At 63.3% G+C, this 11,956-nt stretch carries 11 protein-coding genes; 5 read left to right on the forward strand and 6 right to left on the reverse strand.

What is annotated here, in order from left to right:
• Positions 1 to 94: 94 nt before the first annotated feature.
• The 5 genes from ACNAZA_RS19275 to ACNAZA_RS19295 all read right to left on the reverse strand — a co-directional run bounded on the left by ACNAZA_RS19275 (position 95) and on the right by ACNAZA_RS19295 (position 7,048).
• A complete protein-coding gene (locus ACNAZA_RS19275; RefSeq protein ID WP_415798125.1) occupies positions 95 to 1,219 on the reverse strand; it encodes a PepSY-associated TM helix domain-containing protein in 1,125 nt (374 codons plus the stop codon).
• A gap of 23 nt (positions 1,220 to 1,242) precedes the next feature.
• Positions 1,243 to 3,453, reverse strand: coding sequence for a TonB-dependent receptor family protein (locus ACNAZA_RS19280; protein WP_415798126.1), 2,211 nt, complete (start codon positions 3,451 to 3,453; stop codon positions 1,243 to 1,245).
• Positions 3,454 to 3,690: 237 nt separating this feature from the next.
• A complete protein-coding gene (locus ACNAZA_RS19285) occupies positions 3,691 to 4,554 on the reverse strand; it encodes a plasmid replication/partition related protein (protein WP_415798127.1) in 864 nt (287 codons plus the stop codon).
• Positions 4,555 to 4,708: 154 nt separating this feature from the next.
• Positions 4,709 to 6,097: a prephenate-dependent tRNA uridine(34) hydroxylase TrhP gene (gene trhP, locus ACNAZA_RS19290; RefSeq protein ID WP_415798137.1), complete on the reverse strand. Its 1,389-nt coding sequence runs from the start codon at positions 6,095 to 6,097 to the stop codon at positions 4,709 to 4,711.
• A gap of 27 nt (positions 6,098 to 6,124) precedes the next feature.
• Complete coding sequence (locus ACNAZA_RS19295) at positions 6,125 to 7,048, reverse strand: LysR substrate-binding domain-containing protein (protein WP_415798128.1); 924 nt, start codon at positions 7,046 to 7,048, stop codon at positions 6,125 to 6,127.
• A gap of 147 nt (positions 7,049 to 7,195) precedes the next feature.
• Here ACNAZA_RS19295 and ACNAZA_RS19300 point away from each other — a divergent pair, with 147 nt between their 5' ends.
• The 5 genes from ACNAZA_RS19300 to ACNAZA_RS19320 all read left to right on the forward strand — a co-directional run bounded on the left by ACNAZA_RS19300 (position 7,196) and on the right by ACNAZA_RS19320 (position 10,893).
• On the forward strand, positions 7,196 to 7,963 hold the full coding sequence (locus ACNAZA_RS19300) for a sulfite exporter TauE/SafE family protein (RefSeq protein WP_415798129.1): 768 nt from the start codon (positions 7,196 to 7,198) through the stop codon (positions 7,961 to 7,963).
• Positions 7,964 to 8,129: 166 nt separating this feature from the next.
• Positions 8,130 to 8,702 carry a DUF3455 domain-containing protein gene (locus ACNAZA_RS19305; RefSeq protein WP_415798130.1) on the forward strand — a complete coding sequence of 191 codons (573 nt, stop codon included), beginning with the start codon at positions 8,130 to 8,132 and terminating at the stop codon, positions 8,700 to 8,702.
• Positions 8,703 to 8,777: 75 nt separating this feature from the next.
• Positions 8,778 to 9,356 (forward strand): sigma-70 family RNA polymerase sigma factor, encoded by a 579-nt coding sequence (locus tag ACNAZA_RS19310; protein ID WP_415798131.1) that lies wholly within the window; start codon positions 8,778 to 8,780, stop codon positions 9,354 to 9,356.
• Entirely contained in the window at positions 9,353 to 10,099 is a 747-nt protein-coding gene (locus tag ACNAZA_RS19315) for an anti-sigma factor (RefSeq protein WP_415798132.1), read from the forward strand. The genes ACNAZA_RS19310 and ACNAZA_RS19315 overlap by 4 nt, the downstream gene beginning before the upstream one ends.
• Positions 10,100 to 10,329: 230 nt before the next feature.
• Entirely contained in the window at positions 10,330 to 10,893 is a 564-nt protein-coding gene (locus ACNAZA_RS19320) for a fasciclin domain-containing protein (protein WP_415798133.1), read from the forward strand.
• A gap of 202 nt (positions 10,894 to 11,095) precedes the next feature.
• Here ACNAZA_RS19320 and tolA read toward each other — a convergent pair.
• A partial coding sequence (gene tolA / locus ACNAZA_RS19325) for a cell envelope integrity protein TolA (protein WP_415798134.1) occupies positions 11,096 to 11,956 on the reverse strand: 861 nt, incomplete at its 5' end.

An 11,956-nucleotide genomic window follows, 5' to 3' on the forward strand; every position in this document is an offset into this window, starting at 1 on the left:
TGCTTGCGCATTGGTGGAATTGTGATGCTGAGGTGCTTGGCCGCGTGACGCAAGCGGACGCCGCCTCGAATGTCGGGGGCGCGTCAGCGGCCGGCTAGGACAGTCGGCTTCCGGCCAGAGTTCTGGCCTTGCGGCGCTGCCACCAGAGCCAGACGCCGCTAAGACCCAGGCCGGCCAGCACCAGGCCGGTCAGTGCGGTGATGATCTCCAGCAGCACACCGCCCAACTCGCCGGTATGCAGCGGGTAGGCAATTGCTACCGCAGCAGCACCTGTGTCGAGCTCATGCCAGCGCTGCACGGCCAGCAAGGTGCCGGTGCGAGGGTCCAGCCACACCGAGCTGATGCCGTTGGGATGCGGCTCGCCGGGGATGCGAAAGCGTATGCGCATGGCCTGCTTGGCGTTGGCCGCAATCTGCACAAAGCTGGCCTGGCCGTCGGGCATGGCCTCGCGCGCGCTGGCCAGCATGGCGTCCAGGCTGGGTGGGATGAGAGCTGCAGCGGATGGATCCGGTGAAAGCGCGGGCAGCTTGGGTGCCTTGACGGCGGTGGAGCCGCTGAGCGCATTGAGCACATCGCCCAGCGGTCGCCAGGCCATATAGGCACCGGTGACGACCGAGACGGCAATCAGCAGGCCCATGACGACACCGCTCATGCGGTGCAGATCGAACAGGGCGCGCATCAGGTTCTTGTTGAGCACAATGCGCCAGTTGCCAGGCCAGCGCTTGGGCCACCAGAGAATGACGCCGGTCAGCAGCAGCAAGACATAAGCCAAGGCCGTCCAGGCCAGGATGGCTTTGCCGTCGGCGTCCAGCAGCAGCGTGCTGTGCAGCTTGAACAAGGTGTTGACAAAGCCCTCGGTCTCGCCGCGGCGGCCTTGCTCCTCGCCGGAGGCAGGGTTCAGATAGACGGTGCCGCGCCAGCTTGGCGACTGCACCCTGAGCCACAAGCTGTCGCCTGCTTGCTGGGGCAGCTTGAAGCGCAAGGTCGCCTTGCCGCCGAACTCCTGGTGTGCCTGCTCCAGTATCGGGGCCAGATCAGCCACCTGTGTGGCGGTTTGCGTAGCCGCCGAGGCTTTGAAAAATTCGGGATGTGCCCAGCGATCGAGTGGCTGGGCGGCGATGAGCACGGCGCCCGTGAGCCCGGCCAGGATCAGAATCCAGCCCAGGCTCAAGGCAAACCAGCGATGCAGCCGCAGCCACAGAGAACGCAGCGAAGTCATGGGACTATGAGAGGCTCGGGTGCTTAGAAAGGCAGCGAGGCCTGCAGATACACAGTGCGCGGCATGCCCACATACTTGCCGCCGCCGTTGTTGTCGGTGGAGCGGGTGAAGTAGCGGCGGTCAAACACATTCTTCACGCCCACGGTCAGGCGCAGATTGTTCAGCTCCTTGCCTGCCTGATAGCTGGTGCGCAGGCCCAGCAGAGCGAAGCCAGGGATGTCGCCCAGATTGCCGTTGCCATCTTCCTGCGTGACATAGGGGTTGGGCTTGCCGCTGGTGCCGGGCGTGCCGGGAGAGCGCTGCTTGGACTGGGCGTTCAGATCGGCGTTGAAGGTCCAGCGCTCGACCGCATAGCGCGCCGACAGCGCGGCGGTGTGGCGTGCGTACAGCGGCAGATCGCGTCCGGCAAACGGACCGGCCTGGCTGGTGGCCTGGGTGAAGGTGTAGGTCATTCCCAGCGACAGACCCTTGAGCGCGGGGTAGTTCTTGCCGAAGTCATAGCGCAGCGCCGATTCCACGCCGCGATGGCGGGTGGAGCCCAGGTCGGTCCAGATGCCGTTGCCCGTGCCGTCGCCGGGGCGGTCCAGGAACAGCTCCTTGTCGAAGTCGATATTGAACAGCGTCAACTCGCCATTCCAGGTATCGCTCTTGTAGTGCGTGCCCAACTCATAGGTCTTGGCCGACTCGGGGTAGAGCTGGTTGTTGGACGACTGGGCCAGTTGCGCATACTGCTGTGGTCCGAAGGACTTGCCGGCATTAGCGAATACCGACCACTGGCTGTTGACGCGGTAGAGCACCGACAGCGTGGGCAGCCACTCGTTGGCGGCTACCGTCGGGTAGATGGCGGCTGCCGTCGCGCCCTTGTAGTCCACCACATTGTTGAAGCTGCGTATGCGTTCGTAGCGCACGCCGGGCGTGATGGTCCAGTTGCCCACGTCGATACGGTTGTCGATATAGAAGGCATTGGCCGTGGTGCCGCCCTGGCTGGTCTGGGTGACGTTCAGCGGCAGTGCCATGGCATTGACCTGACCCGGCACATAAAAGCCCGAGGTGGCCAGTGCCGTCTCGGAGCTTTTCTCCTTCAGGTAGCGATAGCCGACGCTGACTTCCTGGATCACGGAGCCGGTCTCGAAAATGCGCGAGTAGCGGGGCTCCACGCCGTAGTAGCTGTAGTTGCGCGGTGCGGCCGTCAGGCTGCGTTTGCCGGTATTGGCGCCGGTGGCGTCGCGCTCGATATAGCTGCCGCGAAAGGAATCCACGTAGTAGCTGAGCACCTCGAAGTTGTCGCGGCCGTCCTTGTAGCTGTACTTGAGCGAGCCGTCGGTGCGGCGACCCGTGAACTGGTCGTAGTTGCGCGTGCTCTGAAACGGATCGGCGGCGTACTGGGCCGAAGTCAGGCCGCCAGGCATCTGGCCCTTGCCCTCGAAGTGGTGCAGCGAAGCGGACAGGCTGCTCTTGCTGCTGAGCTGGTAGCTGCCCTTGATCAGCAAATCGTCGACATCGGTCTTGTCGTTGCTGCTGCGCCAGCCCTTGCCGTGCGTGCCCGAGTACAGCAGCGCCAGGCCCAGGCCAGCTTCATTGGTGCCGCCCACAAACAGGCTGGGGCTGGTCTTGGTGTTGCCGCTGTGGCCGTAGATTTCAGTTCCAATCGATGCTTCGGCCGCAAACGTCTTGGGAATGGCGCGCGTTGTGAAGTTGATGATGCCGCCCACGTTCTGCGGGCCGTAGCGCACCGAGCCAGCACCGCGCACCACATCGATGGAATCCAGATTGCCCAGCGCCACCGGCGCCAGCGACAGCTGAGGCTGGCCGTAAGGTGCATAGGAGACGGGGATGCCGTCCTGCAGCACATAGGAGCGTGGCGACAGACGTGCCGTCAGGCCGCGTACGCTCAGGTTCAGCGAGATATCGCTGCCGCCCGTGCCGTTGCTGTCCTGCACCTGCACGCCGGGCACCAGACGCAGGGCTTCGCGCAGCGTGGTGGCGCCGCTTTCCTGAATCCGCTCGCGTTCGACGATGGTGCGGGCGCCGGGATGTTCCAGCACTTTTTCGGCATTGGGCGTGTCGCCGTCCAGCCAGTTGCCGGTGACGGTGACCGAGTCCAGCGCGACGTCAGGCGCGGCGGCGGCTTGTGCATGGACGGGGCTGGCAAAGCTGCCAATGACGGCGGCGACAGCGGCGGCTGCGCAGCTCAAGCGGAAAGCGCAATGAGATGGGAGGTGTTGGTTGGCCATAGGATGTTGTGTGTGCGCACACAATGGCTGGCTTGCAGGAGGCGCGTAGTGCCGTGGCGGCAGATCTACGTCAAAAGCAGGACTTGGCTATGCGGCGTTTATTGGCAGGCGCCGATATTAATGAGAACGGCTGTCATTTGGCTGTATGTGGTTATGTGCTGGCGCAAAAAACAACAGCCTCCTCGGCCGGCGTTTGCCAGCTGAGGAGGCTGTGTGTCTTGCGGTGCGTCGCCGGGCTTAAACCTGTTCGGCCAGCAAGTCCTGCAGCGCCTTGACCTGTTGGCGCAGGCGTTCGTTTTCGGCCTGCAACTCGCTCACGCGGGCCTGCAATTCCTCGGGGCTGACTGCGGGCACGGCCTCTGCCGCTTCATCGGCTTCGGGCTTGGCGGCCTTGGGCTTTTTCTTGGCGTCGCGCACGCGCTTGGCAGCCTGCTTCAGGGCATCGGCACCTTCGGCGGCCACGGCTTGCTGCTCTTCTTCGGGCAGGGTGGCAACCACGGCGGCGGCGTTCAGCGACAGCTCGCCGGCCTTGACGGCGGCCACCACTTCGGGCGCGGCTTTTTCCTGAATTGTCTCGATCATCTTGACCTGGCCGGCCGAGAGGCGGGCGGCGCGGGCCAGGGCCTCGCGGGTGTCCAGGGCCTCGTCGGGCACCTTGGCCACACTGGCCAGAGCCTGGGCAACGACGGGGTCGGTATCGCCTTCCCAAGGTGCTTCTGCGGATGGTTCACCGGCTTCGGCCTTGGCCGCATTCACGGCGGCGGCAGCCGCAGCGCGGCGCGAGGCGATGATCTCGCGCTTGCGCAAGGCCAGCACGCCGCGCTGGAAGTCCGACACCGAGCGGCGGCCCAGGTGCTGGTCGATCATCCACAGATGCACATCGTCCATGGTCTTGAACTGCGTGGCCTGAATGGTGTTGAAAGGCAGGCCGTGCTTTTGGCAGATGCCGTAGCGGTTGTGGCCGTCGATCAGCAACTCGCCCCAGACTACCAGCGCATCGCGGCAGCCTTCGGCGAGGATGCTGCGCTCCAGCGATTCGTGTTCGTCGGCTGTCAGCGGGTCGATATAGGCCTTGAGGCCTGCGTCAATTTGGAGTTCCATGGGGGTGCTTCTTGAATGAGGAGCAGCTAGCGCACGTTGCATCTATGTTTGAGCATGAAAAAGGTCTGATGCTCAAGAAATACACGCGCTACATGCTATGAAAAAAGAGAAACGCCCCAGCGTATGGGGCGTTGGCAAACAGCGTGGTCAGAGCTTACAGCAGACGCGAAATCAGCGCACCTTCGACCGGGCCTTCCAGCGGAATGCGCACGCGGATAGGGTTACCCTGAGCGACCTCCACCGGCTTGCCTTCAAGGTCGAACATCTGCTCCAGTTTGATCTGGCGGTTGCCTTGGGGGTGAATGACTTCGATGGTGTCGCCTACCGCAAAGCGGTTCATGGTTTCCACTTCGGCCATGCCGTCGGCGTAGCCGCGTACCGCGCCCACAAAGTGGCTGCGCTGCAGCACGCTGTGGCCGGTTTCGTAATTCTGGTAGTCGTTGGCAGGGCGGCGCTCCATCAGGCCGCCGGTGTAACCGCGGTTGGCCAGACCTTCGAGTTCGGTGATCAGCTCGGGGTTGAAGGGGCGACCGGCCACGGCGTCGTCAATGGCACGGCGGTAGGTTTGCGCGGTGCGAGCCACGTAGTACAGGCTCTTGGTGCGGCCTTCGATCTTGAGCGAATCGACACCGATCTTGGTCAGGCGCTCCACGTGCTCCACGGCGCGCAAGTCCTTGGAGTTCATGATGTAGGTGCCGTGCTCATCTTCCATGATGGGCATCATCTCGCCGGGGCGGCCTTTTTCTTCCAGCAGGTAGATGGCGTCGGCCTTGGGGTGACGCTGCTGGTCACCACAGGTGCTGGTGAACTGATTGTCCAGATCGTTCTTGGCGTCTTCGAAGTTGAAGCCGTTTTCCATGGTCTGGCCCAGGGCTTCGCCCGTGTTGGGATCCACAGCCGCGTCATGCGTCTTGTAATCCCAGCGGCAGGCATTGGTGCAAGTGCCCTGGTTGGGGTCGCGGCGGTTGAAGTAGCCGCTGAGCAGACAGCGGCCGGAATAGGCAATGCACAGCGCACCGTGCACGAACACTTCCAGCTCCATGTCCGGACATTCCTGGCGGATCTTCTCGATCTCGTCCAGGGAGAGTTCGCGCGACAGGATGATGCGCTCCACCCCCATCTTCTGCCAGAACTTGACGGTAGCGTGGTTGGTGGTATTGGCCTGCACGGACAGGTGAATGACCTGCTCGGGCCACTTTTCCTTGACCATCATAATGAGCCCGGGGTCGGCCATGATCATGGCGTCGGGCTTCATGGCGATGATGGGTTCAATGTCGCGCAGATAGGTGCGAACCTTGTCGTTGTGAGCAATCAGATTGCTGGTCAGGAAGAACTTCTTGCCGCGCGCGTGCGCTTCGGCAATGCCCTGGCCGATCTGCTCCAGGCGGAATTCGTTGTTGCGCGCGCGCAGGGAGTAGCGCGGCTGGCCGGCGTACACGGCGTCGGCGCCAAAGTCGTAGGCGGCGCGCATCTTGTCGAGCGAGCCGGCGGGCAGCAAGAGTTCGGGGGCTTTGAGGGTCATGATGGCGCTATTGTCCTGCATAGCGCTTTTCACCATGAAGTGCTATGGCTACGCCGCTGTGGCAGTCTTCAGCAAATGCGCCACCAGCAGCTGCACCGCGACCGAGGATTTCGGCGCTGTGGCCGTTGCTTGTGGCGTACAGATCAGCAGCTGGCGTCTGGCCCAGGCATCGGCCAGCGGCACGGCGACCACGCCGGTGCTGGTTGCATGGCGCTGCACGGCGGCCAGGGGCAGCACCGTCAGGCCCACGTTCTGGCCCACCAACTGGCACAGGCCTTCGAAGTGCGGCAGCTGCACCTGCATGCGCAGCAGACGGCTGTTGAGCTGACGGGCCTGGGTTTGCAAAAGCTGGGCCAGGGCCGATTCGCGCGGCAGGCCCACCCAGTTACTGTCCAGCAGATCAGCCAGTGAAAGCCGGGTGGCGCCGGCCAGCGCATGTCCCAGCGGGAGCACGGCCACCAGCGGATCGGGCCGCCAGGGTTGGCAATTGAGTCCTTCAAGCTTCTGGGCATCCACCCCGTCCCAGGCGGCAATGCCGATATCACACAGACCCTGGCGCAGGGCGGCCAGCAGTTCGCCGCTGGCGCATTCCTGCAGCTCCAACGCAATCTGCGGGTGCTGCAGCAAAAAGCCGCTGACGGCCAGCGGCAAATGCTCGCGCACGGCCGAGGTGTTGCCGCGCAGCCGTATCTGGCCTGCCAGCCCGGCCCCGAACTCGCCCATGGCACCGCGCAGGCTTTGCATTTGCGCCAACACCTGGCGCGCATGTTGGCCAAGCGTGTGGCCGGCTGCCGTGGGCTGGACGCCGCGCGCCTGGCGCATCAGCAGGGCGCAGCCCAGCTGGGCCTCCATGCCGCGCACCCGCTCGCTGGCCGAAGCCAGGGTGATGTGCGAGCGCTGGGCGGCCGCCGTCATGGTGCCGCTGTCGAGAATGTGAACAAAAAGCTGCAGATCGGTCAGGTCAAAGCGCATATCGCTGGAGTATCAGGCAAGGGCTAAGCCTGTGTTGGATAAATCCCGTTAGTCAAAGCCTGGGTATCGGCGGATTATCTGCGTCTATGGGCTTTTGTTGCATGCAGAAAGCCGGGTCTATGGTTCGGAGAATATGAAGGGTTGCTGATGTTGAATGCAACATGGATGGCGGCTGCCGCAGTGGCGGTGTTTGCTCTGGCCGGGCTGGTCAAGGGTGTGGTGGGTCTGGGCCTGCCAACCGTGTCCATGGCGCTGCTGGCCTTGTTCATGCCCCCGGCCCAGGCGGCGGCCCTGCTGTTGCTGCCTTCGCTGGTGAGCAATCTGATGCAGATGCGGCCGACGGGCATGTTGCGGCCCTTGCTGGCCCGTCTGGGCTGGATGCAGCTGGGCATTGTGCTGGGCACGCTGGGCGGCATGGCCTGCTGGGGCGGTGTCGGCAGCTTGCCGGCAGCGCGCATGGCTTTGGGGCTGGCGCTGGTGGCCTATGCCCTTTGGGGTTTGTGGGGCCCCAGCCTGCAGATGCCGCTGGCCCATCAGGCCTGGCTGGGTCTGGTCGCGGGCACGGTGACGGGCGTGATCACGGCGCTGACCGGTGTTTTTGTCGTGCCGGCGGTGGCGTTTCTGCAATCGCTGGGCCTGGCACGTCAGGCGCTGATGCAGGCCATGGGCCTGTGCTTTACGGTCTCCACGCTGGCGCTGGGCGCGGGCATGCTATTACCTGGCCAAGCTTCGATGAGCGCAGGCAGTGGTGATTTGAGTCGGGGCTTGCTGCTGTCGGCGCTGATGCTGGTTCCCGCCCTGGCGGGCATGCGCTGGGGCGAGACCCTGCGTGACAAGCTCTCGCCAGCGGTATTCAAGAAAATCCTGATGCTCAGCCTGCTGGTGCTGGGGATTTATATGGGGTTTGAACGCTGAGCGCTGCCGTCGTTTGGGGCTGATCCGTCGGGCTGCTTTGAACTAATTTGAAATTTTTTTTCACATCGACTGCATCCAAACCGCCGGCTCGCGGGTAGTAGCTGTAGCAACACAGAAAAAGTGCTGCTCCAGTAACTCCCCCAAACCTGCTGATTGGAGAACCGACATGTCGACCACCCGTACCGCCCCTCGTCTTGCCGCCATCGCTACCGTCACCACGGCCGCAGCCCTGCTCACCGCCTGCGGCTCGATGCGCCAGCAGGTCCCTGTTTTTTCGCAGGCTGCGCTGCCCGCGTCTATCCAGGTGCCGGCGGGCCACAAAGTGGCCTGGGAAACCGTTGGCAGCGGAGACATTACCTACGAATGCCGGGACAAGGCCGGTGCAGCCGGTCAGACCGAATGGGTTTTTGTCGGTCCCGAAGCCGTGCTGAAGAACCGGGCCGGCAAGCAGGTCGGCCGCTACTACGGCCCGCCCGCCACCTGGGAAGCCAGCGACGGCTCCAAGCTCACCGCCACGCAGCTTGCCGTGGCACCTTCCGGCCCCGGCAATCTTCCCTATCAGTTGGTCAAGGCCAATCCGGCCATGGGCAGCGGTGATCTGGTGGGCGTGAGCTATATCCAGCGCGTGGCGCTGCAAGGCGGCGTGGCCCCTGCCGACAAGCCTTGCACCGAAGCAACCAAGGGCCAGAAAACCACGGTTCGGTATCAGGCCGACTACATCTTCTGGAAACCCGTGTAAACCAGTTCCAGGCCTTGGGGGCTGCAAGACTACACTGGGGGAAGGATCTTCTTTCTTCTCCACCCCTTCTTCCTCGTGCCAGCAGCTGCCGCCCCCAACGACGACGCTTTCGACCATGACGCTGCGCTACAGGCCTGTGCGCGTGGCGATAGCGAGGCCTTGCGACGCATCTATGAGCGCGAATCGCGCTATCTGCTGGGCGTGGCCCTGCGCATAGTGCGCGACCGCGCCACGGCCGAAGACGTGCTGCACGACGCTTTCGTGACCATCTGGAGTCGTGCATCCAGCTTCGACGCAGGCCGTGGAGCCGGGCGGGGCTGGATTTACAGCCTGGTGCGACATGCGGCGCTGAACCGGGTGCGGGACGGCGCCCGCGAGACCGTGCTGGAAGAGCCTGCAGCCGCGCACCAGGACGCCCAGTCCGCACTGGCAGCCTGGCAGGACAGTGGGGACGAGCTGGCGCGGCATGCCGCGCTGGGACGCCTTGGCCATTGCCTGGACGGTCTGGAGCCGGCACGCCGGGCCTGCCTGCTGCATGCCTATGTCGACGGCTGCACTCACAGCGAGATTGCCGCGCGGGTGCAAGCTCCTCTAGGTACGGTAAAGGCCTGGATTCAGCGCGGACTGCGCGCACTTCGAGAATGCATGCAATGAGCGGCGATCACACCCCGGCACAGCCCATGGACGACGGCAACCAAGACGAGCTGCAGACGCTGGCCGGCGAGTATGTGCTGGGCACGCTCGATGCCAACCAGCGCCGTTCCGTCGAAGCCCGTTTGCCGCATGAGTCGGCACTGCGCTCTGCCGTCGAGGCTTGGGAGCAGCACCTGTTGCCCTTGACCGCGTTGGCAGAACCGGTCAACCCGGGGGCTGGCTTGTGGCAGCGCATTGCCGCAAGTATTGAACCCGCCAGCCGCCGCCTTCAGCCCGAAACTTCGCGCAGCCGCTGGTGGCAGTGGGACAGTCTGGCACTGTGGCGTGGTCTGGCCGGCAGTGGCTTTGCTGCCGCAGCCGTGCTGGCCGCCGTGCTGTTGGTGCGTGAAACCACACCGCCCGCCGCACCACGTTACTTCGTGGTTCTGGCCGCACCGCAGAGCCAATCGCCGGGCTGGCTGGTGCAAGCGCAAGCCGAAGGACGGCTGCGTCTGGTGCCGCTGGGCACCGACACCGTGCCGGCGGAGAAATCCCTGCAGTTCTGGACCAAGGCCGACGGCTGGAGCGCCCCGGTATCGCTAGGCCTGGTGAAGCCGGGTGAGACCATCGAGGTGCCGGTCGACAAGCTGCCGCCCCTGCAGCCCAATCAGCTGTTCGAGCTGACGCTGGAGCCTGCCGGCGGCTCGCCCATAGGACGCCCAACCGGGCCCATACAGTTTATTGGCCGGGCCGTGCAAATCTAATACTGGGTAGCCTCTTGCCCGGCTCGGGGCAGGCACTGGCATGTGATGTCATTTGCTCTTGCACTGTTGAGCGCATGAGTTCGGCGCAGTTGACGCCAGGCCCTATACGCCAAGGTCTGGCCATGGTCTGCGCCAATCGGATAGAAAAATTCAATGAATCCAGCAGTCGATGGGCTGCGTATTCCTTTCAGCCGGCATCTTTTTTCGCCTGCTATATCAAGGAGCATTCCATGATCTCGATTCAAACTGTCCGTAAAGTGGCCTCGTTCAGCCTGGTAGCCGTCATGTCAGCTGCATCCGTTGCAGCGATGGCGGATGTGATGGTCGGAGGCGCGCCCATGCTGCCATCCAAGGACATCATCGACAACGCGGTCAACTCCAAAGACCACACCACATTGGTAGCTGCCGTCAAAGCTGCGGGCCTGGTCGATACGCTCAAAGGCCCTGGTCCGTTTACCGTGTTCGCGCCTACCAATGCGGCATTTGACGCTTTGCCTGCAGGCACGGTCGATACCTTGTTGAAGCCCGAAAACAAGGGGATGCTGACGACCATCCTCACCTACCACGTGGTGGCCGGCAAGTGGGATGCTGCAGCCTTGGGCAAGATGATCAAGGAAGGTAAGGGCCAGGCCATGGTGAAAACCGTCAGCGGCGGCATGCTGACAGCCAAATCCAGCGGCAAGAAAATCATGCTGACTGATGAAAAAGGCGGAACCGCCACTGTGACCATTGCAGACGTCTATCAATCGAATGGCGTCATTCACGTGATCGATAAAGTGCTGCTGCCCAAATAAGAGGGCTGCTGCCGAACTCTGGCGGTCCTAGCGCTTGAAGTGCCTGTGATCGCCTGGCATCAAGGCGCAACTCCATCAGTTCCAGCGGGGTGAGGAGCTTGCTGCGCAACGAGTGCGCAGCCAATAAAAAAGGGTTGAAGACCTCAGCGTCTTCAACCCTTTTGACTGGTGCGTCAGCCTGGCTACCGTGGTCGGCGTCAGCTCAGTCCTGCGGCCTGAAGCCGATGACCAGTTCGGACGGTACCTTGCCGTCGATATCGCGCGGCAGCTTGTCGGTTTTTTGCAGGGCACGCACCACGGCTTCATCCCAGGAGGCGTTGCCGCTGGACTTGGAAATCGTCGCGCCGGTAATCGTGCCGTCCGGGGCCGTGCGCACGCGCACTTCGGCACGCGGGTTGCCGCTGATGGCGTCGGGATAGACGATATTGGGCTTGACGCGTGCAGCCACCTTGGCGCCGTAGCCTGCAGACGGGCCGCCGTTGGCACTGCTGCCCGCACCGCCGCTGCGGCTGCCACCGCTGCCGCTGTGGTCCGATCCGCCGCTGCCGCCGGCCAGACCTTGCAGCCGGGCCAGCTCGGCCTTGCGGCGGGCTTCTGCGTCTTTGGCGTCCTTGGCTTCTTTGGCCGCTTTTTCCTTGGCGTCCTTTGCGGCCTTTTCCTTGTCAGCCTTGTCCTTGGCGGCTTTTTCCGCCTTATCGGCCTTGTCTTTCTCTGCCTTTTCCTTTTCGGCTTTTTCCTTGGCCGCCTTGTCCTTGGCTGCTTTCTCGGCCTTGTCCTTTTTCTCGCGCTCCAGCTTGTCCAGGCGTTCCTTTTCGGCCTTGTCTGCCTTCTCGGCTTTTTCTTTCTCCAGCTTTTCCTTGCGCGCCTTTTCCTGCTTGTCGGCCTTTTCCTTGTCCAGCTTTTCCTGGCGCTCTTTTTCCCGCTCTTCACGGGCTTGCTGTTCGGCCTTTTCCTTCTTTTGCTGCTCCAGCTTTTTCTTCTTTTGCAGTGCGATCTCGGCTTCATGGTCGTCGTCCTGCACCTGGGGTTTGGGCGGAGGCGAGGGGGCGACAACGGGCTGGGG

Source organism: Comamonas aquatilis (genome assembly GCF_965139575.1).
GTDB lineage: Bacteria > Pseudomonadota > Gammaproteobacteria > Burkholderiales > Burkholderiaceae_C > Comamonas > Comamonas aquatilis.

Bases quoted from the DNA above. Each gene is read 5' to 3' on its own strand.
- ACNAZA_RS19305 (WP_415798130.1), top strand. From the start codon at position 8,130: ATGTCGACCACCCGTACCGCCCCTCGTCTTGCCGCCATCGCTACCGTC.
- ACNAZA_RS19320 (WP_415798133.1), top strand. From the start codon at position 10,330: ATGATCTCGATTCAAACTGTCCGTAAAGTGGCCTCGTTCAGCCTGGTA.
- ACNAZA_RS19285 (WP_415798127.1), bottom strand. From the start codon at position 4,554: ATGGAACTCCAAATTGACGCAGGCCTCAAGGCCTATATCGACCCGCTG.
- ACNAZA_RS19280 (WP_415798126.1), bottom strand. From the start codon at position 3,453: ATGGCCAACCAACACCTCCCATCTCATTGCGCTTTCCGCTTGAGCTGC.
- ACNAZA_RS19275 (WP_415798125.1), bottom strand. From the start codon at position 1,219: ATGACTTCGCTGCGTTCTCTGTGGCTGCGGCTGCATCGCTGGTTTGCC.
- ACNAZA_RS19315 (WP_415798132.1), top strand. From the start codon at position 9,353: ATGAGCGGCGATCACACCCCGGCACAGCCCATGGACGACGGCAACCAA.
- ACNAZA_RS19300 (WP_415798129.1), top strand. From the start codon at position 7,196: ATGTTGAATGCAACATGGATGGCGGCTGCCGCAGTGGCGGTGTTTGCT.
- ACNAZA_RS19295 (WP_415798128.1), bottom strand. From the start codon at position 7,048: ATGCGCTTTGACCTGACCGATCTGCAGCTTTTTGTTCACATTCTCGAC.
- trhP (WP_415798137.1), bottom strand. From the start codon at position 6,097: ATGCAGGACAATAGCGCCATCATGACCCTCAAAGCCCCCGAACTCTTG.